The 23,568-nt window shown below is 61.8% G+C and carries 18 protein-coding genes; 12 read left to right on the top strand and 6 right to left on the bottom strand.

What is annotated here, in order from left to right; genetic code table 11:
• Nucleotides 1-154: 154 nt before the first annotated feature.
• Both BW940_RS02705 and BW940_RS02710 read left to right on the top strand, forming a co-directional pair.
• Nucleotides 155-2,923, top strand: coding sequence for a valine--tRNA ligase (locus BW940_RS02705; RefSeq protein WP_076607627.1), 2,769 nt, complete (start codon nt 155-157; stop codon nt 2,921-2,923).
• A 212-nt stretch (nt 2,924-3,135) separates the two neighbouring features.
• On the top strand, nt 3,136-3,492 hold the full coding sequence (locus BW940_RS02710; protein ID WP_076607628.1) for a DUF7344 domain-containing protein: 357 nt from the start codon (nt 3,136-3,138) through the stop codon (nt 3,490-3,492).
• Here the strand turns inward: BW940_RS02710 and BW940_RS02715 are convergent.
• Nucleotides 3,489-4,181 carry a DUF1405 domain-containing protein gene (locus BW940_RS02715; protein ID WP_076607717.1) on the bottom strand — a complete coding sequence of 231 codons (693 nt, stop codon included), beginning with the start codon at nt 4,179-4,181 and terminating at the stop codon, nt 3,489-3,491. The genes BW940_RS02710 and BW940_RS02715 overlap by 4 nt on opposite strands.
• 229 nt (nt 4,182-4,410) lie before the next feature.
• Between BW940_RS02715 and pdxS the strand changes: the two genes are divergently transcribed.
• Both pdxS and BW940_RS02725 read left to right on the top strand, forming a co-directional pair.
• A complete protein-coding gene (pdxS, locus tag BW940_RS02720; RefSeq protein ID WP_076607629.1) occupies nt 4,411-5,319 on the top strand; it encodes a pyridoxal 5'-phosphate synthase lyase subunit PdxS in 909 nt (302 codons plus the stop codon).
• 154 nt (nt 5,320-5,473) lie between these two features.
• Nucleotides 5,474-5,902: a pyridoxamine 5'-phosphate oxidase family protein gene (locus BW940_RS02725; RefSeq protein ID WP_076607630.1), complete on the top strand. Its 429-nt coding sequence runs from the start codon at nt 5,474-5,476 to the stop codon at nt 5,900-5,902.
• Here the strand turns inward: BW940_RS02725 and BW940_RS02730 are convergent, their stop codons facing one another.
• The 3 genes from BW940_RS02730 to BW940_RS02740 form a co-directional block, all read right to left on the bottom strand.
• The gene (locus tag BW940_RS02730; protein WP_076607631.1) at nt 5,903-6,256 is read right to left on the bottom strand and encodes a hypothetical protein; all 354 of its coding nucleotides are present in this window, start codon (nt 6,254-6,256) and stop codon (nt 5,903-5,905) included. It lies immediately after the preceding gene.
• Between the two features lie 15 nt (nt 6,257-6,271).
• Nucleotides 6,272-7,159, bottom strand: a complete 888-nt coding sequence (locus BW940_RS02735; protein ID WP_076607718.1) for a homoserine kinase — start codon at nt 7,157-7,159, stop codon at nt 6,272-6,274.
• 199 nt (nt 7,160-7,358) lie between these two features.
• A complete protein-coding gene (locus tag BW940_RS02740) occupies nt 7,359-10,376 on the bottom strand; it encodes a methyl-accepting chemotaxis protein (protein WP_076607632.1) in 3,018 nt (1,005 codons plus the stop codon).
• Nucleotides 10,377-10,807: 431 nt separating this feature from the next.
• On the opposite strand from BW940_RS02740, the gene BW940_RS02745 reads away from it, so the two are divergent.
• Complete coding sequence (locus BW940_RS02745; RefSeq protein WP_076607633.1) at nt 10,808-12,190, top strand: ABC transporter substrate-binding protein; 1,383 nt, start codon at nt 10,808-10,810, stop codon at nt 12,188-12,190.
• Between the two features lie 99 nt (nt 12,191-12,289).
• Here the strand turns inward: BW940_RS02745 and BW940_RS02750 are convergent, their stop codons facing one another.
• Entirely contained in the window at nt 12,290-12,886 is a 597-nt protein-coding gene (locus BW940_RS02750; RefSeq protein ID WP_076607634.1) for a DUF6149 family protein, read from the bottom strand.
• A 271-nt stretch (nt 12,887-13,157) separates the two neighbouring features.
• Between BW940_RS02750 and BW940_RS02755 the strand changes: the two genes are divergently transcribed.
• The 6 genes from BW940_RS02755 to BW940_RS02780 all read left to right on the top strand — a co-directional run bounded on the left by BW940_RS02755 (nt 13,158) and on the right by BW940_RS02780 (nt 18,154).
• Entirely contained in the window at nt 13,158-14,396 is a 1,239-nt protein-coding gene (locus BW940_RS02755; protein ID WP_076607635.1) for an NAD(P)/FAD-dependent oxidoreductase, read from the top strand.
• Between the two features lie 183 nt (nt 14,397-14,579).
• A complete protein-coding gene (locus tag BW940_RS02760; protein ID WP_076607636.1) occupies nt 14,580-14,807 on the top strand; it encodes a hypothetical protein in 228 nt (75 codons plus the stop codon).
• A gap of 155 nt (nt 14,808-14,962) precedes the next feature.
• Nucleotides 14,963-15,373: a DUF7124 domain-containing protein gene (locus BW940_RS02765; RefSeq protein ID WP_076607637.1), complete on the top strand. Its 411-nt coding sequence runs from the start codon at nt 14,963-14,965 to the stop codon at nt 15,371-15,373.
• A gap of 390 nt (nt 15,374-15,763) precedes the next feature.
• Nucleotides 15,764-16,681, top strand: a complete 918-nt coding sequence (locus tag BW940_RS02770; protein ID WP_076607638.1) for an ABC transporter ATP-binding protein — start codon at nt 15,764-15,766, stop codon at nt 16,679-16,681.
• On the top strand, nt 16,678-17,550 hold the full coding sequence (locus BW940_RS02775; RefSeq protein ID WP_076607639.1) for an ABC transporter permease subunit: 873 nt from the start codon (nt 16,678-16,680) through the stop codon (nt 17,548-17,550). The genes BW940_RS02770 and BW940_RS02775 overlap by 4 nt, the downstream gene beginning before the upstream one ends.
• A gap of 67 nt (nt 17,551-17,617) precedes the next feature.
• Nucleotides 17,618-18,154: a DUF5815 family protein gene (locus tag BW940_RS02780; RefSeq protein ID WP_076607640.1), complete on the top strand. Its 537-nt coding sequence runs from the start codon at nt 17,618-17,620 to the stop codon at nt 18,152-18,154.
• A 6-nt stretch (nt 18,155-18,160) separates the two neighbouring features.
• Here BW940_RS02780 and BW940_RS02785 read toward each other — a convergent pair whose 3' ends face one another.
• Nucleotides 18,161-20,083 carry a PAS domain-containing sensor histidine kinase gene (locus tag BW940_RS02785; RefSeq protein ID WP_084776717.1) on the bottom strand — a complete coding sequence of 641 codons (1,923 nt, stop codon included), beginning with the start codon at nt 20,081-20,083 and terminating at the stop codon, nt 18,161-18,163.
• A gap of 278 nt (nt 20,084-20,361) precedes the next feature.
• Between BW940_RS02785 and carB the strand changes: the two genes are divergently transcribed.
• The gene (gene carB, locus BW940_RS02790) at nt 20,362-23,538 is read left to right on the top strand and encodes a carbamoyl-phosphate synthase large subunit (protein ID WP_076607720.1); all 3,177 of its coding nucleotides are present in this window, start codon (nt 20,362-20,364) and stop codon (nt 23,536-23,538) included.
• Nucleotides 23,539-23,568: the final 30 nt, after the last annotated feature.

The raw sequence follows: 23,568 nt of genomic DNA on the forward strand, positions 1-23,568 counted from the left end.
GCGGACGACGAAACACCTAACACCGTGCCCGGCGCTACGTTCGAATATGTCCGACGCCGTCGCGGTCACGGCTGACGCGCTCGACGGTCCGTGGACCGCCGTTTTCGTAGGGGCGGCCTAGCCCCACATTCCCCACCCCGTTTCGACGGATGTATTGTCGGCGACCAGCATTCACCGAGCAACGACCGGTCTCAGCAATGAATACGAGCAACTTCCACGTCACGACGACGTATCGACGACGCCCATTCCGGGCGGTGAGAGCATGAGTATGGACGACCCCGAGGCAACTGAACCGTCACTCGAGGGCGGTTACGACCCCGACGCCGTCGAAACGCGCTGGCAACAGCGCTGGGTCGACGAGGAGACCTACGCCTACGACGGCGACCCGGGGCAGGATCCGAACACGACGTATGCGATCGACACGCCGCCGCCGACAGTCTCGGGCAGCCTGCACATGGGCCACCTCTACGGTTCGACGCTGCAGGACTTCGCCGCCCGCTTCCAGCGGATGGCCGACGGCGACGTTCTCTTTCCCTTCGGCTACGATGACAACGGGATCGCGAGCGAACGCCTGACCGAGACGGAACTCGACATTCGCCACCAGGACTACGAGCGCCGGGAGTTCCAGGAACGCTGCCGAGAGGTCTGTGCAGAGTACGAAGCCGAGTTCACCGACAAGATGCAGGCGCTCGGTACTTCGATCGACTGGTCGCACACCTACAAAACGATCGAACCCCGCGTTCAGCGCATCTCTCAGCTCTCGTTCCTCGATCTCTACGAGAAGGGCCGTGAGTACCGCAAGAAGGCCCCAGCGATCTGGTGTCCCGAGTGTGAGACGGCGATCTCGCAGGTCGAAACGGAAGACGACGAACGCCACGCCCACTTCAACGATATCGCGTTCGAAATCGCCAGTGACGGCACAGACCGCGAGGAGTTCGTTATCTCGACGACCCGTCCCGAACTCATTCCGGCGTGTGTCTCCGTCTTCGTCCACCCCGACGACGAGGAAAACGCCGACCTTATCGGCGAAACCGCTCGCGTCCCGATCTTCGACCACGAGGTGCCGATCATCGAAGACGAGCGCGTCGACATGGAGAAAGGCAGCGGGGTTGTCATGTGCTGTACTTTCGGCGACCAGAACGACATCGAGTGGTACCAGGCCCACGACCTGCCTCTGCGTGTCGCTATCGACGAGACGGCGACGATGACCGACCTCGCCGGCGACTACGAAGGCCTCTCGACCGAGGACGCCCGCGAGGCCATCGTTGAAGATTTAGACGACGACGGATTCCTTCGGGACCGTCGCGAGATCGTCCACGACGTCGGCGTCCACGAACGCTGTGACACCTCCGTCGAGTACCGCGTCTCCAAACAGTGGTACGTCGAAATCTTAGATCACAAAGACGAGTACTTAGCGGCCGGCCAGGAGATGGACTGGTACCCCGAGAAGATGTTTACGCGCTATCGCCACTGGATCGAGGGCCTCGAGTGGGACTGGCTGATCTCCCGCCAGCGCGACTCGGGGATCCCGTTCCCGGTCTGGTACTGCGAGGACTGTGACAACGCGGTCATGGCCGAGAAGGACGACCTCCCGGTCGATCCGCTCTCCGACGAGCCACCCGTCGACAGCTGTCCCGAGTGTGGCCACGACGCCTTCGAGCCCGAAGAGGACGTCTTCGACACGTGGGCGACCTCCTCGCTGACCCCGCTGATCAACGCTGGCTGGGACTGGGACGCCGACGCCGAGGCGTTCACGATGGACAACCCCGAGCTCTACCCGTTCGACCTCCGTCCACAGGGCCACGACATCATCTCCTTCTGGCTGTTCCACACCATCGTCAAGTGTTACGAACACACCGGCGAGGTGCCCTTCGACGCGACGATGATCAACGGCCACGTGCTCGACGAAAACCGCGAGAAGATGTCGAAATCGCGGGGCAACGTCGTCGAACCCGACGCAGTGCTCTCGGAGTACCCCGTCGACGCAGTCCGCTTCTGGGCGGCTAGCGCCGCCGTCGGCGACGACTTCCCGTATCAGGAGAAAGACCTCACGGCGGGCGAAAAACTCCTGCGCAAGCTCTGGAACGCCTCGAAACTCGTCGACACGCTCGCCCCCCGCGAGCCCGACGAGCCCGAGACGCTCGAGGCGATCGACCGCTGGCTGCTCGCGGAACTCGACGACGCCGTCGAGGATCTGACGACCCACCTCGAGGATTACGAGTTCGCCAAGGCCCGCGACCGCCTGCGGACGTTCTTCTGGAACACGTTCTGTGACGACTACCTCGAGATCGCCAAGACCCGCGAGGACGAGCCGTCGACCCAGTATGCGCTGCGGACGGCACATCGGACCTTCCTCGAGCTGTGGGCTCCGTTCTTGCCTCACGTGACCGAGGAAATCTGGCAGGCGGTGTATGCCGCGGACGCAGCTGACCTCGAGAGCATCCACACCCGCGAGTGGCCCACCCCGAAGGGGTACGAGGCCGACCTCGAGGCCGGCGAGACCGCGATGGAGGTCATCTCGGCGCTGCGACGCTACAAGAGCGAGAACCAGCTGCCGCTGAACGCCGACCTCGAGTCGGTGTCGGTCTACGGCCCGATCGAGGGCTTCGAGGACGCCATCCAGCACGTGATGCACGTCCAGGAGCTGTCGATCCTCGATGACGAACCCGAGGTGACGACCGAGGTCGCCTCGATCGACCTCGATTACTCGACGCTCGGCCCGAAATTCGGCTCGAAAGTCGGCGAGATCGACGCCGGGATCGACAGTGGCGAGTACGAGATCGACGACGACGCTGGTGTGTTGCGAGTCGCCGGCGAGGAACTCGAGGACGACTTATTCGAGGTCGCCGTCGAACGCAGCTACTCCGGCGAGGGCGAGATGATCGAAACCGAGTCGGCTGTCGTCATCTTGCAGGACGACTGATCGAAACCGAGTCGGCCGTCGTCCGACTCGGCTGCTGACGGGATGCCGTCTCGGTCGTATCATCGTTCGAAACATTCTCCAAATAATGGTATATACTACTGTCAGATACAAGAAAAGTTATAATTATTGTGTGTGAATACCAATCGTGCTCTGCTGAAGTCGTCGTGAGCCGACCCGTCGCTCAGTGTCGTGTAAGCCGAGTACGGAGCACCATGAACACCGATATTACGAACGTCGAAGCTGCCGGTACGAACGCCGGTCTCCCCTCGGACACGGTATTCGAACTGTTGCTCGAGGATCGACGGCGATACGCGCTGTACTACCTGTCCCGGAAAGTCGGTGCGGTGAGTCTGGATGAACTCGTCGCTCGGATCGCACACCGGGAAGGAACACCGACACGCGATCGCCGTGAGGCGATTCGTCTCGAGTTCCATCACAATCACCTTCGGAAGCTCATTGAGGCGGACGTCCTGAAATACGATGCCGACGCCGAGACGGTCGAGCGCAAGCCAGCGGCTCGCGCGCTCGATTCCTACCTCGAGCTCGCGTTTGTCGACGACCTGCGCTAGCTGCGTCGGCCGCGTACTGCTTCGCACTTTTTGACCCGCGTCGCCAGCGCGAGAAAGAGCGCTAAGAGGACGAACGTGAGTTCACCCGCAGCGATGACGCCGAGGGCGTCCGCACCGAAGAACATCGGTTCGTCTCGAGCGACGGGGATGACGGTGTGGTGTGGCTCACCGACGATCGGCACGAAGTAGTCGACGATGAGGTTGCTCACATACCAGACGCTCGCGACGGCGACACCCCAGACGGGAAAGTCGGAGATTCGGTGGAGTACGAACGCCTGGACGACCATCGCGAGATGGCTCCAGAAGAGAAACTGGAACATCAGCGGATGCAAGTACGAATAGGCGTCAGAGAACGCAAGCAGCGTATACGGCGTCCACAGCCCCAGGACGACGTTGCCAAAGAAGGCAAGCGATGTCAGCCACGGCTGTTCGTACCCGAGTTTCCATGCCGCAATCGCAAGCGCGATGAACAGGGTCGCCAGCGGGCTGTCGGGAACCCAGGGCCACATGATGGCGGCGGTTTCGGCGAACTGTCCCGAATAGTACCAGAAGCCAAACGCCGTCCCCGCGAGGTTGATCGCGACGATGAGCCACGCGAATCGCAGCCCGAGGTCTTCGATCGTCTTTGGCACGGGGGCGAGATACGTCGGCAGTGGATCCCGGTCGGGCAACTCAGTCGTCACAGACATCGTTTCGTCCAGTTCGACGAACGACACCCGCAAAACAGTAGCGATTGACACGGCCGTGGCAACTATCGGTACCGCCATTACAGTGATCGACGTATGCAGCCCCCTCCACGCCATCGATCTCGAGTGAACCGATCACCGAGAGCTGACGGGGGCGAGACCGTCTGCCCAAAAGTCGGCAATCGCGGGTGGAACGGACACGTGTAAGTACCGTGGTTCCTAACGGCGCACCATGGCCGAAGACACCGATTTGGAGGAACTGCGACGCGGGACTGACCTCATCAAACGAGGGTTTGCCCGGATGCAGAAAGGCGGCGTCATCATGGACGTCGTCAATAAAGAACAGGCCCGAATCGCCGAAGACGCCGGCGCGGTCGCGGTTATGTCACTCGAGGCCGTCCCAGCAGACATCCGCAAGCGCGGGGGCGTCGCCCGGATGGCCGACCCCGCAGATGTCGAAGAGATCGTCGAGGAAGTCTCCATTCCGGTGATGGGGAAATCCCGCATTGGCCACACCAAGGAAGCCCAGATCTTAGAGAGTGTCGGCGTCGACATGATCGACGAGTCGGAAGTCCTCACCCCGGCCGACGACGCCTACCACATCGACAAGCGCGACTTTACGGCCCCGTTCGTCTGTGGCGCACGCAACCTCGGCGAAGCGCTGCGCCGGATCGACGAGGGAGCAGCGATGATCCGAACCAAAGGCGAAGCCGGCACCGGCGACGTCAATCAGGCCGTCCACCACCAGCGCACGATCAAAGGCGAGATTCGCAAACTCGAGGGCATGAAACACGAGGAACGCGAGGCTTACGCCCGAAAGATCGAAGCGCCCGCGGAACTGGTCCACGAGACCGCCGAGATGGGACGACTGCCGGTCGTCAACTTCGCCGCAGGCGGGATCGCGACGCCTGCCGACGCCGCACTGATGATGCACCACGAATGCGACGGCATCTTCGTCGGCAGCGGAATTTTCGGTGCGGAGAACCCCGAAGCGATGGGAGAAGCGATCGTCGAAGCGACGAACAACTGGGACGACCCCGACCGTCTCGCCGAGATTTCAAAGAACCTCGGCAAGGGGATGAAAGGTGACGCGAACGCCGACCTCGCCGAAGAGGAGAAGCTACAGGGTCGCGGCGTCTGAGACGCCAGAAACGTCACAAAACTGATCTTCTGTCACCGGCAGCTCCCGTCTGAAGCCGTTTCTCGCGCAACTAATACGATAACTTAGCTGTTTGGGATACTCCCATAAATAGGTAAGTTAACTTATAAACTCGATCCCGAAAGAATACCAGCTGATGACTGCCACTGCACTGACTCGGGATGAAATCGACGCCTTTCTCCGCGAACAGGGCTCCGGTGTATTGTCGCTAACCGATGGGGCAGAAACGTATGCCGTTCCCGAGTCGTTCGGCTACGAGGGCGACGTTCTCTACTTTCAACTGGGCTTCGACTCGGATAGCCAGAAACTGTCGTTCATCGAAACGACCGACGTCGCGACGCTCACTGCCTTCACCGACGACCCCGCACGAAGCGTACTCGTTCGCGGTCCGCTCGAGCCCGTCCCCGAGGCGGATCAACAGCGTGCCTCGGGTGCGATCGCAGCGAACGCGACCATCCCAGCGCTCAATGTCAGTCTCGAGACGATGACTGACGAGCTCGCCTTCGAGTTCTACCGACTGGTTCCACAGGAGCTCTCGGGGAGGGCGTTCGGACCCGGTCCGTGACTACTTCATGCGGGACCTCACACCCGTTTTCGCGTCTCTCTGGACCACGAGCAATACGACGAGGTACGTCACCAGCGCGCCGAACACGAACGACAACACGCTCGAGGGCGCGACGACCGCGCCGATTGCAATGCCGGCCAGCGTGACGGCGACAGTCAGACCCTGAACGACTGGTTGGTCCCAGTAGCGGCGAACGGTTTCGGGGTCTCGAGCGGCGACGAGTTCGAAGACGAGCGTGCCGAGGCCGCCGATGCTGGCAGCTACCCACGAGACCCCAGGCTCGACGATCACGAACGCCGTTCCAACAGCGATGAGAACGAGCAGTGCAAGCGCCGCGTCGATCCGGACACCCATGGTCAGTGTGCCGATCTACGACCGGTCGGGATAGATGCGTGCCCCCTCGCTGACGCGTGTCTGGTAGGCTCGGCTCTCGATACCGACGGCGTCGAAGGCGTCGATCATCGCGCCGGCGATCGCGTTCTGGTCGCGGTCGTGACAGACCGCGAGCACGCCCGGGCCGGCCCCGCTGACCGTGACGCCGGTCGCGCCCGCCTCGAGAGCGGCCTCGTGGACCCGATCGTAGCCGTCGATCAGGGCGGTTCGCTGCGGAGTGACGATCTGATCGTTCATGCCGCGACCGACGAGGTCGGGATCGTCTCGAGTCATGCCGACAGTGAGCGTCGCAGCGCTGCCAACGGTGTTGACGACGTCATCGAGGGGTGCCGACTCCGGCACGACACCGCGTGCATCGCGCGTGGAGACGGTCGTCTCGGGAAGACAGGCGACGACGGAGATCGAGGTATCGACCTGTGTGACGCCGTTGTCGGTGACGATCGTAAAGCCGCCGAGAATGGAGGGGGCGACGTTATCCGCGTGGGCCTCGCCGGAGACGACCGCCTCGCCTTTGGCTGCGATCGGGACGAGTTCCTCTCGAGAGAGTCCGCGGTCGTAGAGGGCGTTCAAGGCGACGGCCGCACCAGCCGCGCTCGCGGCCGAAGAGCCAAGCCCCGAGGAGGGACGAACGCCTTTGTCGATCTTGATATGTGCCGGTGCGTCGAGAGCGTCGGCGACTGCGCCGACAGTGTTCTGGTCCGGATCTTCCGGAATATACTGGCTGCCCGCCCCAGTAACGGTAATCCGAGTTTCCGGTGCGCGTTCAACCCGGATCACGTCGGCGGGCGTCCCAAGGGCAACACCGAAGACGTCGAAGCCACTCCCGAGGTTTGCGCTCGTCGCTGGTGCCCGCACGGTGAGCATGCCGATTCCTTCCGAGACTGCAGTCAAAAAGGTAGCGAACTGCGACGATTCGACGGTGAACTTGCCAGTCACGGCGGGGGTTATCATGTCATTAAATAAGTACGATCTCGAATCAAAACAGCATATCCAACTCGCCGCCGGCGAGCGTCACCGGCGGCGATTCGTTCGGACGGTCCGACGTGACGGCAAGTGAGACGTGTTACTCGTCGGTGTTCCCGAACGTGAACACGTCGTCTTCGGATTCAGCATCGTCAGTCTCGTCGGCGTCATCCTCAGCAGTTTCGTGCTCGTCAGCACCGGATTCATCGTCCGGTTCGGCTTCGGTGTCAACACCAGCGTCGGACACCGTCGTCTGATCGTCGGTCTCGAGTCCATCATCCGGCGCTTCGCCCGGCTCGAACGGCTGAGCGGCGTCGCCGTCATGCTGGTCGGCAGTCTCGTCTGCGAGCGGCTCTGCATCCCCGAGCGGATCGGCAGTCTCGTCTGTGAATAGGTCCGCAGTCTCGTCTGCGAACGGATCTGTATCCGTAAGCGGATCCGTAGTGGTGTCTGAATCAGCGCTGGCCGTTTCATCCGGTGTCGCTGTCGGCTCGTCGACCACGGTCCCGTCGTCGGTTTCGTTGTCGATCCCGAGAATCTCTTCGGCACCGAGTTCGGTGGCTGTGTTGTCCGTTTCACTGGCACCAGTCGATAGCTCGTCCGGCGTGGCGTCTGGGGCAGACATCGATTCGGCATCGGACGTCGCCGACTCGTCGTCGGCCGACTCCGTGTCACCGTCATCCGTCTCGAGCGTGATCCCCCGTGTCTGACTCTCGGCGGCGTCCTCGAGTGCCGTTCCAGCGTCAAACGCCGGCGCAACCGGCTCCGATCCGTCGGTATCATCGTCCGACAGGTCGAACTCTATGTCGAGTTCCGAACGGTCCACATCGGTCTCGAACCGGTCGAGTCCCTCGGACAGCTGTGTGGCCTGCCCGGAGAGGTTCGATGCGGAGTTGGTCACTTCCGTCAGCGCGGTCGTCTGTTCTTCGGCCGCTGCGGCGACGTTTTCGGATTCGGCGGTCGTCTCCTCGGAAATCGTTGCTGCGTCGTCGACCATCGCGACGACTTCTTGAGTCGATGCCGCCTGCTCTTCGGTCGCCGCAGAGATTTCCTGGACACCGATGTTGGTCTCGTCGGCGAGTTCGGAGATCTCTTCTAAGGCGTCGACGACCGCGTTGACTTGCTCACTCGCGTCCTCGATCTGCTCGCTGGTGCCCTCGACCTCGGCGGCGGACTGTTCGGTCCGCTCTCGAATCGCCTCGAGGCGATCCTCGGCTTCGTCGGCTGCCTCCGCGACGTCTTCGGAGAGGGCTTTGACTTCTTTTGCGACGACGGAGAATCCTTCGTCGTCGTTCCCGCCCGCAGACCGAGAGGCCTCGATGTTGGCGTTCAGTGCCAGCATATTGGTCTGGCGTGCGATCTCGGAAATCGTCGCGATCAGTTCGTCGATCTGCTGGACTTCCGCTTCGAGGCGGCGGATCTCGTCGACGGCACCGCCTGCCTCGGTCTCGATCTCGTCCATCGCGGCGATCGCTGCGTGGGCGGCCTCCTGTCCGTCTTCGCCAGTGGCGACCGTCCGCTCGGCGATGTCGGCGACCTCGTTCGAGGACGCGGCGATCTCTTCGGTCGTCGTCGAGAGCCCGCTCATCTCCTGGTTGGCCGACTGCAACGACTGGTTCTGTCGTTCCGCGCCGTCTGAGATTTCCTGGACCGACTCGGTAACCTGCTCGGACGCCGAGCGAACCTCTTCACTCGAGGCCGTGACCTGTTCGGAGGCGGTCGCAACGTCGGTTGCAAACCGGTTGAGTTCGGCGACGGTCTGCTCGATCTCATCGAGCATCTGGTTGAAGTCCTCGCCGATCTGTGCCATCATCTCGTTATCGCTGTCGGTGTCTGCACGAGCCGTGAGATCACCGTCTGCAGCCGCACCCATGACGCTGCAGTACTCACCGGCTTTCTCCTCGAGGTGGGCGTTGATCTCTTCGACCCGTTCACGTTCGTGTTCGGCCTCTCTGCGGGCCGTTTCGGCCTCTTCGATCTGTGCTCGCAGGGCACCGCGCATCGAGTCGAAGCCATCGTAGAGTCGGCCGATGTTGTCGACGCGGTTGGTCTCTAAGTCGACGTCGAGATTGCCCTCTTCCATCTGGCTTGCTTTGTCCGTGAGTCGATCGATCGAAACGGCCGTGTTCCGACCGAGCACGGCACCGATCAGCCCGATCATGAGCACGCCGATCAGGGTTGCGATGTACCCCCAGTCGTTGACCGTATTGACGAATCCGTAGGCCTGGCTCTCGGGTTCGTGTGTGACGACGACCCAGTCAGTTCCAAGGACGCGTGCGGAACTGACGACGTAATCGTCGCCGCTGAAGTCGTAGGCTGCACTGTCGAAATTCAGTGCGGAGCCGGCAACCTGGTGGGTTCCAGCACCCTCAGTTCGTGCCGGCTGGACGACGTCCCGCGTGAGCTCGTCGCCGTATGCGAGACCGAGTGTTTCGTAATTCTCGCCGTAGCCGGCGTTATCGAGCATGACTTCGTCGTTACCGTCGAGGATCATCGTCGTCACGCTCTCATCATCGTCGAGGCGGTTCGCGTACGCCTCGAGGTCGGCCGTATAGACAATTGCTCTGTCGTCTGCGCCGGGAACGGAGAGGACGTAGCTCATGACGGCGACGTTGTCGTCGCCCAACTCACGCTCGACCGTGTACGGACTCGAGACCCACGGCACGTCGCTCGTCGCTTCGTCGTAGGCCTCGAGCGGGACGCCGTCGATCTGGTCGGCTGATTGCTCGCGTACATCGCTGTCGGTGCTTGCAAGCACCGTTCCGTCAGCGGTGTCGACGTAGCTAATTGCGAAGGTGTCCGCATCGAGGTGTTCCTGCCAGTTGAGGAACCGGTTTTCGATCGCGTCCGGGTCGTCACTGGCGACGACGTCTGACCAGGCGATCACCCCGATTGTATGCTCGTTTTGTTCGTTCCACATCTGGAGGTTCTGTGCTTCCTGGCTGGCGATCGACGTGTGGTCGTTCTGGACACGCTCTTCGACCTGTCCAGTGATGCCAGCAGTTGCGACGAATCCGACCATTCCAACACCCAAACCGAGTATCAACAATACGATCCCGAACTTGACCGCATATCTGCGGCGGATAGCTGATGGTACCAGTCGTCGAAGGACGTCCATAGATATAGTACGGATCCCAGTGTCCCTACATAAATGGTGATCCACAGTTATCGGTGCTGATAACTGGATGACGAGAGCGGCACCTATTGCGATCGGTTTCGACGGCCGGACCATCCTTGATGAGCGTCATCACGACACTTTCGGCCAGGGGTCAGCGATACGGTCTGCTGTACCGATTTCCCGGCGATGTGGCAGGTAGTTCTCTTGGAGGCAAGGAACTCAACGATAACGTCGAAATCGACGAAATAGACCGAGTTGGCCATCGATACCGTGAACGGGGATCCACTCGCAATTCGTCGCCAGCACCAGCGACTCGCTTCATCTCTTCACCCGGTCGATTACGGGCACGCGTATGCGTGCACGAATCAAGAACTTAGTTTTTGACAACTATCCACAAACACTAAGCAATATACGTCTAAAGGAGTATCAATATGTCCAATATCGAGCGGCGGGAAACAGAGTTCGGAAGCACATCGAACAATGGGGGTCGGCGACGAACACTGAACCGGCGGCGGCTTCTCAAAACGACCACCGGTGTCGCGGCCGGAATCTCGGTCGCTGGCTGTCTCGATTCCTACGAAACCATTGCCGGACGCAGCGATGACGATGCTGAGCCGGTTACGATCGGCGTGCTGGCTCCGAACCCGAACAGCGACTACATCGGCCGATCGATCGTCCGAGCGGCAGAAATCGCTGTCACAGAGCTCAACGATGACGGCGGTATTAACGGCCGAGATGTCGAGATAGCCGTCGGTGACACGAACGGAAGTCCACTCGAGGCCCGCCGCCAGTACCAGCGACTCGTCCTCGAGGAAGGAGCCGATGTGACGGTTGGTATCTTTGCGAGCGAGGCGCTCTTGGGGATCATCGACGATATCGCTGAACAGGAGACGATCCATCTCACCTCCGGAGCAGCAACGACGAAGGTGAGTCGACTGGTCAACGAGGAGTACGACCAGTACAAATATCACTTCCGTGTTGGCCCGGTCAATGACTACGATCTCGGACGGCTGCAGATCGACTTCATGAACGACATGGCATCGGAGATCGGCTGGGAATCCGTCGCACTCATCGCCGAAGACTACACCTGGACAGAAGAACCGTGGGCCATCTATCAGGAACAGCTTGCAGAGACGGGTGTCGACGTCGTTATGGACGAGCGGTATCCGCCGGCGACCGACGATTTCTCGGACATCTATGGCCGGGTGGAAGACGCCGATGCCGACGTGGCGTTCATTACGGCTGCACACACCGGCAACGAGGCGTTGGCCGACTGGGCAGTACCCCAGCGACCGTTCGCGTTCGGTGGGATCCACGTCCCGATGCAGCTGCCAGCGTACTACGAGCAGGCCCGCCATCCAGTGACCGACGCGCCGCTGGCCGAGTACGGCCTCAGTTTCAACAGCGCAACGGCCCAGAGTACGCTGACGCCGAAGACACAGGACTTCGTCAACCACTACCAGGAGACGTTCGATGGATCGAATCCGGTCTACACCGGCTATCACACTTACGACGGAATCAAACTTTTCGCCGAGAAAGCGGCCGAGCTCGGAACCGTCGATTCCGACGAGCTCATTCCGGCACTCGAGGACGCGACGTTTACCGGCACGACCGGGACGCTCGAGTTCTATGGACAGGACCACCAGGCCGAGGGCAGAGCGTACGGCCACACGCACGACGTCATCTACGGTGAGGACAATCTTCAGTCGCTGTACTTCCAGTGGCAGGAAAACGACAACGGCGAGGGGGTCCAGGAAGTCATCTGGCCCGAAAGCGAGGCGACGGCCGAGTACGCTGACCCCGACTGGTTCTGAACGGACTCGCTGTACGCGACCCGCCCCCGATCCGCACCCGACCCGCCCCCGACCCGCCCTCGAGTCGCACGGCCGTCCGCAATTGACACAGCGGACGCGTTACTGGTCGTCGAGGTCGTCGTCGCTGACGCCGACGGCTTTCGAGACGTCGGGGTCGTCAGGCTCGTCCTGTCCGCCAACAATGAGGTCGCCGTCATCGGTTTCGACGTAGACGTCGTCCGCGAAGCCGCCTTCGGCGTGAGGATGGGTGGGATCCTCGAGTCGCTCCGGCGTCGCGGGTGCCTCGGGAAGCCCCGTCGGCGGTGCGAACTGGCCGAGCGGTTTGTCGATCGTGATCCCCCACGGCTCGAAGAACTCCCGATAGCGGTCGTAGTGAGCCTCGAGTTCGTCGGCGGGGAACTCCATCATCTCGGTCCAGCCATGGTTATAGAAGTCGAAGTTGGCCTGGATATGGGTGATTTCGCGGGCTTCGGCCTCGGAGTAGCCGTCCTGAAGCGCCCGCAGGTAGGTATCGATAGTCGCCTCGAAGAGTCCATCAAGGTGGGGTTTGCGCTCGTCTCTATGGGCCGGGTCGGCTTTGTCGAGGAAGACCTTGGTGTGAAGCCGGACGAGCCCGGACGTCGCGACCGACCGGACGACCGGCGTCTCGAGGGCCTTCCGCGAGGCGAAGTGGCGGGCGTTCTGGCGCAGTTTCATGCCGTGGTCTATGGAGAGTGGCCTAAAGAACAGTTCGGCCAACAACGCAGGTGTGGCCGATGACTCCGGTCTGATCGCCGAAACCAGTCTGATAACTAACTGGTCGGCGAATCTTATAATCTCGAAAAATATCTCGAAAAGAGTGCTGTTCTATCTGTCCGTGCGTGCCGATTACCGAGATCGGTGTGCAACTGTGGAGGTGAGCTCGTTTCAGCTGGCAAAATAGACGAGATAGCAACCCACTTTAACCCGCATTACGAACGATGATAGTATGACCCATTACGTGATCATCGGCGACGGGATCTCGGGCAGTTCGGCTGCCGAGACCCTCCGGGAGAAAGCCCCGGATGCGACGATTACCGTCATCACCGATGAGGGGGAGCCACTGTACAACCGGATTCTCATCAAAGAACACGCTAAAGGGAAACTCCCCGAAGCGCCGATCTCGATCCACGAGGAGGGCTGGTATGAGGAACGCGACATCGAGCTCTCGCTTAATACCCACGTCACGAGCGTCGACACCGACGCAAAGGTCGTCCACACCCACGACAGCGGCGACCTCGAGTACGACAAACTGCTCGTCGCGACAGGCGGGACGCCGACCCAACTACCGGTCGACAACAGCGACGCCGACGGTATCCACCACTTCTGGACGTTCGAAGACGCACGCGGCATCCGCGAGCACGCCGAACAGTCCGATACGGGCGTTATCGTCGGAGCCGGCCTGCTCGGTATCGACTTCGCGGCGGTCTGTGGCGCACAGGGCATCGAGGCCAACTACCTGATGCGTGGCGACCGCTGGTGGCGCTACGCGCTCTCGGCTGACGGCGCGGAAATCATGCACGGAGGGATGCGTGACGTCGGCGTCGAACCCGTCTTCGACAGCGGCGTCGACCACTTCGAGACCGACGACGACGGCCACGTCACGGCTGCCGTCGATCCGAACGGCGACCGCTACGAATGCGACTTCGCTGGCGTTGCTATCGGGCTCTCCTTTAACACCGAGTTCCTCCGTGGAGCCGGCCTCGAGGAGGACAACGGAATTATGGTCGACGAGTACATGCAGACGAACGTCGATGACGTCTACGCCGCCGGCGACCTCACGCGCTTCTACGACGTCTTGCTCGGCGAGCAGGCCCAGAACGGCTCGTGGGGCTCGGCGAAAGAACAGGGCCGCATCGCCGCCGTCAACATGGCCGCGGATGACGAGGCCGAGCAGTTCGAGTGGGTGTCCTCGTACTCGATCACCCACTTCGACTTCCCGTTCCTTTCGTTTGGCCACCCAACGCTCGGCGACGACCACGCCGAACGCAAGTATAGCGACACCGAGTGGCGTCGCATCGCGTTCAAAGACGGCAAGATCGTCGGCGGCGTCCTCATCGGCGACCTCTCGCCACAGACCGCGTTCAAACAGCTGATGCGCGAACAGCGTGTCGTCGCCGACCAGAAAGAGGTCCTCCTTGAGCAGTCCGTCGACCTCGATGAGCTCGCGCCGACACAAGAACAGTAACGGCAGCGATCGACGCGGATTCTTTGTGCCACGACAGCGATCGAGTCGAATCGCCAGTAGCTCACGCGCTACTCGCCGGAGCGTCGACCCCGCGAGACGTTCGCAGTGGCTTCCGCTGTCGCTCGAGTGCTCCCGTTTTTCCGGAGACACAATTGTTAAGTACAATACAGACATTTGGTACCAATGCACATGGCAACCAGTGAACTCCGAGGGTCGTCGCTCAAACTCACCCGAATCGAATCCGTCAGCCCGGACGCGACCGTCCGTCACGTCGATCAACTCGAGACGGAGACACTGGACACGTTTTATGCGGCAGTCGAAGGGAACCGACCGATCACGGCCGCTGAAATGGGACTCGATGCCGGCGATGTAATCGTTGGGACCGAGTACTACAGAGTCGATTTGATGTAGCAACACGCTATAGTAGCCACTGAACGGCAGTGCACACTCGCTCGCTCGATAGCTGTGCGGTCGGTGTGTGACCTGTTTGAGTCGGTACCATAGCCGACTGATCAGTTGTCGAACGTATCGAAGCCGTTTTCCCCAGCGCGGGCCTTCGGTACCGTATGAACGGCGGTAGCGATATGACCCTGGCGTTCGAACTCGAGGCGCTGAAAGAACTCGCCTCACCCGAGACCGTTTTCGAAGACGCCAGAGGCTGGACCGAGTACATCGGCGTCGTCTCCGAGAAACCCACCTACGTCGTGACGAACTTCACGCGGAAAAACCGCATCCGACAGGACTTCTTCTCCGGCCCGCGCGGGAAAGCCGAGAGCCTCGAGGGCGTCAAAAACCAGTTCGACACCGACCGATACGTCTTCGTTGGCTCGAACGACGACGACGAACAGTTGGCCGACGACGTCGGCTGGGAGTATCTCGCCGTCGAGGACGCTGCCGAGGCCGCCGACTGGATCCTCGCAACGAACGTCGACAGCGAGGACGACGACCCCGAGCCGGTTCGAGACGACTGGCCCTAGGGCATCCCCGGGCATCGGCTGCTGAGTGGTGAGTTCTTTTCGAGCGATGCACGCAGACGGCACCAATCGCATCGTCCAACAATGAGGGCAGCATCTGACCCGCAGATCGACGACTCGTTTCGGGTTACGGCCGTCTCAACTGACAACTGCTGACCGCCGACTCGCGCCGGTATCAGGGTCACTCCACCGACAGTGGACGACAGACCGACGTGCGTGTATCACTCGACAGCTGTCTGTCTCGGTCGTGTCTCCGTCCCGGCTCAAATATCTTTGAGTAGTCTCGCTGTCAATATATAAAATAAACGACAATATTTATCCAATCCCCCGTTTATGTGTTCTCCATGCACCCCATCGTACTGTCTACTGTGACTGCATCTCGGAGGATCGAGCATGGCCGCGATTGAACTCGAGGGGCTAACGAAACGTTTTGGTGACGTCGTCGCCGTCGACGACCTCGATCTAACCGTCGAAGAGGGCGAGATCTTCGGCTTTCTGGGGCCAAACGGCGCGGGCAAGTCGACAGCGATCGATATCCTGCTGGATTTCATTCGCCCGACTTCGGGAACCGCAACCGTGCTGGGTCACGACGCCCAGACAGAAGGCGAAATCGTCCGCCGTCGGACCGGCGTGCTCCCGGACGCTTACCACGTCTACGACCGCCTCACCGGTCGCCAGCACGTCGAGTTCGCCATCGAGATGAAAGGCGTCGACGACGACCCAGAGGCGTTACTCGAGCGCGTCCGGGTCGCCGACGCCGCCGACCGGAAGGCGGGCGGCTACTCGAAGGGGATGCGCCAGCGACTGGTGCTCGCCATGGCGCTCGTCGGCGACCCCGACCTGCTCGTCCTGGATGAGCCCTCGACTGGACTCGATCCGAACGGTGCCCGCGAGATGCGCGAGATCATTCGTCAGGAGAACGACCGCGGAACGACCGTCTTCTTCTCGAGTCACATCATGGAACAGGTCGAGGCGGTCTGTGACCGCGTCGCGATCATCGATGCCGGCCACCTCGTCGCCGTCGATACGATCGATGGGCTTCGGAACGCGACGGAGATCGGCGAAACGCTGTACGTCTACGTCTCGACGCTCGACGAGGGAGTCCTCGAGCGAGTCCGAGGACTCGAGGGCGTCGGAACTGCGGCGATCGACGACGGTCGCCTGCGGGTGACTGTTGACGGCGTCTCGAAGTTCGGCGTCTTACACGCCATCGACGAGGTGGCTGGGGTGCAGGACTTCTCGGTCGTCGAATCGTCGCTCGAGGACCTGTTCGTCCGCTACACCAACGAAGGCAAGGAGGTCGAAGCATGACGTGGCTCACCGTCGCAAAGAAGGATTTTCGGGATGCCGTCCAATCGCGGGCACTGTGGGCGCTCGTCGCCGTCTTCGTGCTCCTCTCGGTCATCTCGACGTACGCATACGTCGAACTGCCCGAGATGTTTGGCACGCCGGGCGGCGCAACGTTCGGCGGGCTGATCTTCTTTACCATCGGCCTCATTGGACTGTTCGTCCCGCTGGCGGCGATCGTCGTCTGTTACAAATCCATTGCGGGCGAGCGCGAACTCGGGAGCATCAAGCTGTTGCTCTCCTTGCCGACGACGCGTGGGCGGGTTTTCGTCGGGAAAGTCATCGGTCGAGCCGCCGTCCTCGCGTTTGGCCTCGGCGTTGGGCTCGTGGTCGGCCTCGGATTCGGTGCCGTGTTACTCGGCGACCTCGATGTCGCCGCGGTACTGGTGTTCGTCCTCGCCACGCTTGCGTTTACGGCGGTCTACGCGTCGATCATCGTCGGTATCTCGGCGACGACGGGGTCGACATCACGCGCCACAACGCTTGCGCTTGGCTTCTTTGTCGTCTTCGAACTGCTATGGGACGTGATCCCGATGGGACTCCTCTACGTCGTCGAGGGGTTTTCGCTTCCAACGACGATTCCCGACTGGGTGTATCCCGTGATGCAGATCCCGCCCTCGGCGGCGTATTTTTCGACGGTCGTCGCCCTGTTGCCAGACCTCGCGGAGACGGTCGGCGCTGACCCGGCCCAGGCCGGTGCCGGCGTCGAGGTAACGGCCGCCGAGGCCGAGCCGTTCTATACGTCCCCCGAGATCGGGCTCGTCATCCTCGCCGGCTGGCTGCTCGTCTCAGTCGTTGTCGGCTACTCGCTGTTCGATAAGGCGGACTTCTAACCACTCGACACGGCGGCCGACCGCCCGAGTCGTCGCCCTTATTGCCGGTCCAGTCCAACGATGCTCAATGGCAGAACCCCGCGTACCGGGTTCCGGCGGCGATCGAACCCTCGAGTTACCCTGTGGGACGACGATCGATCCACACGAGATCGATCTTGGGATGCGCGAATATACGTGCGCCAACGGCGATACACACGCCGTCGTCACTGACGTCCATCCGCCGTCCCGATTCTTCCCCGAATCGCTCGTGGCCGTCCTGCAAGAGACGATCGAGACAGACGACGAGTTCGACGCGTTCGGCACGCCCCACCTGATGGGCATCGTCTTAGAGGAGTTCCCCGAGAAGGTCGCCACCTACGACGGCAGCGATGATGGTCGCGTCGGCTACGCGATGGTGTGGGTGACCGAGTTTGACGCCCGGCGGCTCCACGAGATTATCGTCGAACTCGTCGTCGAACTCATGGACCACGCGATCAGCCACGCCGAAGACGACACCGCTGTCACCGACTTCGAGTCACAGATGCTCGAGTTCGACGTCAGCGAGTTCGTCGACCAGTATCGTCGCCAGCGCGATTTCGAGAGCGAACACGACCGCGCACTCTGAGGCGATTCACTGCTCGAGGTTGACGTCGCGGAACTCGAACCGTGCACCACCGGCGTTGCTCTCGGTGACAGTCACTGTCCAGCCGTGGTTTTCGGCGATTCGCTCGACGATGGCGAGCCCGAGGCCAGTGCTGCCGGCCGCCATCGAGTACCCCATTTCAAACACCGCGTCGCGCTGGTCGGGCGGAATACCGGGCCCGTCGTCTTCGATGTAAAACCCTGTCTCCGCCGAGAGATCACCGACCGTGACTGTCACGTCCCCACCGTCGCCAGCGTGTTCAGGGTGTGTCGAGCCGTGCTCGACACTGTCGTCGGCCTGCGGCCGACTGCTCGTTGAGCCATGCTCAACACTGTTCTGACGAGTGTGCGAGTCAGAGCGTGTCGAGCCATGCTCGACACTGTTTCGGATCAGGTTCTCCAGCAAGCGTCTGAGTCTGGCTCTGTCGCCTCGAACGACGGCATCGGTGGCCGTAATAAGCGTCGCATCGGCGGTTTCGACGTGTCGCCAGCACGTTCGAGCGATCGTCTCGAGGTCGATCGGCTCGGTCTTGGTCACCGGTTTCTCTTCGCGGGCGACCGTGAGGAGATTCTCGATCAGGGCTTGCATGCGCTCGTGGGAGGCAGCCACCGCCTCGAGGTGGTCGTTATCGGCCTGTTCCCGAGCCAACTCGAGTTGCCCCTGTGCCACGTTCAACGGGTTTCGAAGATCGTGCGAAACGATACTGGCAAACGACTCGAGGCGTTCGTTCTGCCGTTTCAGTTTGCGTTCGCGCTCCTTCCGGTCGGTGATATCACGGAGGACGCCGACAGTCCCCTGAAACCGCTCGTCTGCAGTCATCGGTAACAACGCGATGTGGTTTTCGTTTGGAATTCGATCACCGTCTTTCGTGTGTAGATCGAGTTCGAACGATGCCTTCTCGCGGTCATCCTGGCCCAGCAGTCGTCGAATTTCAGTCTCGCCCTTTGCGATATCGTCATCGTTGAGGATGAGCGAGACGTGTTCGCCGATCAGTTCCGCAGGCCGGTATCCCGACGTCGTCAGGGTCGAATCAGTCGGCGGGATCACGGCCGTGAAGACGCCGTCTGCGTCCAGTACGTACACCTCGTCGGGGATCGCCTCAAGAATCGTCTCGTAGCGCTCGAGTTCGTGTTTACGCTCCTTTCGGTCGGTGATATCACGGACGGTACAGATGAGGCCATCGTGCTCGGTCCGCGAGAGCGTGTGATCCACGATGATCCGGCTGCCGTCCGCCCGGACGCCGACCGACTCGCCATGCCAGCCACCAGTCTCCATCACCGTTGGAAGCAACTCCTCGGAGACGTACGTGGCTTCGTCTTCTTCGTACAGCACGTCCCAGTGCTTTCCGAGCAGCTCCTCGGGGTCGTATCCGAAGCAATCGGCATATGACTGGTTGACGTACGTGAATCGCCCCACCGAATCGAGCATACTGATCCCTTCCTGTGCGGTCTCGATCGCCTGAAGCTGGCGTGTTCGCTGGCGGCGAGTACGTGTCGCCTCGACGGCGGTGACGATCCTGTTCGCCAGCACGGGCGACTGGCTGGTCTCCTCGTCTTTGCGCACGTAGTCCGTGACGCCCGCGGCAATGGCGTCGCTGGCGAGTTTCTCGGAGCCGTTTGCGGTAAACATCACAAACGGGAGGTCTTCATCCCGCGTGCGAACCCGTTTCAGAAACGTCAGGCCGTCCATATCGGGGATGTCGTATGCCGAGACGATACAGTCGACAGAGGTCTCCTCGAGATACTCGAGTGCTTCGGCTGCGGTGGCGGCCGTCACCGTCTCGAGCCGGTCGTCTTCGCGTTCCAGTCCGTCGGCAGTCCGGGCTGCAACCGTCGACTCGGAAGCGACATGGACGACCCGGATGCACTCCGGCTGGGCGTTCTCGCGCGCCGATCCGCCCGCTGGTTTCATACACATCTCTCTTGCCAGTATAGAGATATAGATTGGGTCCGGTATCACCGATGGTGGGTATAGCTATAATGTTATCGGATTAATAAATTAACGGGCGTGTGGCACTCCGCGCTGTGTCGGCACCGACGTGTGGACACCGCGTGGCCGTCGATAAGGGCGCCGATCGACCACGGTGGCGCGCTGGCAGCCACCGCAGTTCGAATTTCGAAAAGCCATTTCGAGATTCGTACTGTATCGTGGGGCTTATTACGATGTACGAACTTCGGATGAACAAGCAAATGAGCACGGACAATCAGGGCGAGGGCGACACAGGTGACGGACGCACGATCCTGTTGATCGGCAGTGGACCGATCCAGATCGGGCAGGCAGCCGAGTTCGACTACTCCGGCGCGCAGGCCTGTCGGGCGCTCCAAGAAGAGGGCGCTCGCGTCGTCCTCGTCAACTCGAACCCCGCAACGATCATGACCGACCCGGAGATGGCCGACGAGGTCTACATCGAGCCGATCACGACCGATGCCATCGCCGAGATTATTCGCAAGGAAAACCCAGACGGCGTCATCGCCGGCCTCGGTGGCCAGACTGGACTGAACGTCACGGCCGGGCTCGCCGAGGAGGGCGTCCTGGAGGAACACGACGTCGAGATCATGGGGACGCCGCTGGAGACGATTTATGCGACCGAGGACCGCGACCTGTTCCGAAAGCGCATGGAGAAGATCGGCCAGCCAGTACCCCGGTCGACGACGATCTCGCTCGAGGAGGGCGAATCAGTCACCGAACTCAGTGACGAGGACATCCGCGAGCGCGTCGAGGCCGCCGTCGACGAGGTCGGCGGCCTCCCGGTGATCTCCCGAACGACCTACACGCTCGGTGGTAGCGGCTCGGGCGTCGTCGAGGAGATGGACGAGCTCTTAGCGCGTGTTCGCAAGGGGCTGCGTCTTTCGCGTAACAGCGAAGTCCTGCTCACCGAGTCGATCGCCGGCTGGGTCGAGTACGAGTACGAGGTCATGCGCGACGCCGACGACTCCTGTATCATCATCTGTAACATGGAGAACATCGACCCGATGGGGATCCATACCGGGGAGTCGACGGTCGTCACGCCCTCCCAACTCGTCCCCGACGAGGGCCACCAGGAAATGCGCACCGCAGCCCTCGACGTCATCCGCGAACTCGGCATTCAGGGCGGTTGTAACATCCAGTTCGCCTGGCGCGACGACGGCACGCCGGGCGGAGAGTATCGGGTCGTCGAAGTGAACCCGCGCGTCTCCCGTTCCTCGGCGCTCGCCTCGAAGGCGACCGGGTATCCGATCGCGCGTGTGACCGCAAAGGTCGCCCTCGGCAAGCGTCTCCACGAGATCGAAAACGAAATTACCGGCGAGACGACCGCCGCGTTCGAGCCGGCGATCGACTACGTGGTTACCAAGGTCCCGCGATGGCCCAAGGACAAGTTCGACGACGTCGACTTCGAGCTGACCACGGCGATGAAGTCGACCGGCGAGGCGATGGCGATCGGCCGCAATTTCGAGGAATCCCTGCTCAAAGCCCTTCGCTCCTCGGAGTATGAGCCCGACGTCGACTGGGACGACGTGAGCGACGAGGCACTCGAGGCCGACTACCTCGAGACGCCGACCCCGGACCGTCCCTACGCGATGTTCGAGGCCTTCGAACGCGGCTACACGGTCGACGAGGTCGTCGACCTGACGGGTATCTTCGAGTGGTACACCGAACGGTACAAGAACATCGCCGACTCGACGCGTGCTGCTCAGGCAGGTGACTTCACCGCGGCCGCAATCGTTGGCCAGACCAACACCTCGATCGCTGCGTCTGCGGGAACCGATATCGACACCGTCGAGCAGGACGTCCCTGGCCGCACCTACAAACAGGTCGACACCTGTGCCGGCGAGTTCGAGGCCGAGACGCCGTATTATTACTCCGCGCGAAAAAACGAGTTCGAGGCCGGACCGCTCGTGGGCGACGCCGCCTCGGGCGAACTCGAGGTCGACCGCGACATCGAGAGCGTGATCGTCGTCGGCGGTGGCCCGATCCGCATCGGACAGGGAGTCGAGTTCGACTACTGCTCGGTTCACGCGGTTCGCGCCCTGCGCGAACTCGGAATCGACGCCCACGTCGTCAACAACAACCCCGAAACCGTCTCGACGGACTACGATACCTCCGACGGGCTGTTCTTCGAGCCGATCACGGCCGAGGAAGTCGCCGACGTCGCCGAAGCGATCGACGCCGACGGCGTGATGGTCCAGTTCGGCGGCCAGACCTCCGTCAACATCGCCGAACCGCTCGAAGACGAGATCGAACGCCGCGGCCTCGCGTGTGAGGTCATGGGGACCTCCGTCACGGCGATGGACCTTGCGGAGGACCGCGACCGCTTCAACGCCCTGATGGACGAACTGGGCATCGCCCAGCCCGACGGCGGCACTGCCTTCTCGAAGGCGGAGGCCCTCGAACTCGCACACGACATCGGCTACCCCGTCCTCGTCCGCCCGTCCTACGTCCTCGGTGGACGCGCAATGGACGTCGTCTACAGCGACGAGGAACTCGAGACCTACATCGAGGAAGCCGTCCGCGTCAGTCCGGACAAACCGATCCTCGTCGACGACTTCCTCGAGGAGGCGATCGAACTCGACGTCGACGCCGTCTCCGATGGCCGCACGATCCTCATCGGCGGCATCATGGAACACGTCGAGACCGCCGGTGTCCACTCCGGCGACTCCGCGTGTATGATCCCGCCGCGCTCGCTCGACGAAGACACCTTAGAGCGCGTTCGTGAGGTCACCGAGGACATCGCCTCGGCCCTGAAGACGAAGGGCCTGATGAACGTCCAGTTGGCCGTCAAAGACGGCGAGGTGTACGTCCTCGAGGCGAACCCGCGTTCCTCGCGTACCGTCCCATTCGTCTCGAAGGCGACCGGCGTCCCGATCGCCAAACTCGCCGCCCAGGTGATGGCCGGCGAGACGCTCGCGAGTCTCGAGACCGACGAGCAGATTCCCGACCACACCTCGATCAAAGAGGTCGTCCTGCCGTTCGACCGTCTGCCGGGGTCAGACCCGCGTCTCGGCCCGGAGATGAAGTCCACCGGCGAAGTGATGGGCACCGCAAGCGAGTTTGGCACGGCCTACTGGAAGGCCCAGCAGGCGTCCTCCAACGCCGTCAGCGAAGGGACTGCCGTGGTCGACCTCGATGTCGACGGCTTCGAGAACCACTTCGACGTCGAAGAATTCGACGACGTGCCACAGGCGATCCGCGAGAGCAAGGTTGACTTCGTCGTCAGCCGCGACCGCGATTCGCTCGAGATGGCCGTCGAAGAGGAGATTCCGTACCTGTCGACGGTGGCGAGTGCCGAGGCCTACGTCGAAGCGCTCGACGAGTTCGACGGCGACCTTGAGGTCGCCTCCGTGACGGATCGTCCGAAGCAGGCCGCAAAGTGGGGCCGCTCGGACTAAGCCGGCTCGCAACTGGCTCGGTGTCTTGAG

Source organism: Natronorubrum thiooxidans (assembly GCF_900156475.1).
Classification (GTDB): Archaea; Halobacteriota; Halobacteria; order Halobacteriales; family Natrialbaceae; genus Natronorubrum; species Natronorubrum thiooxidans.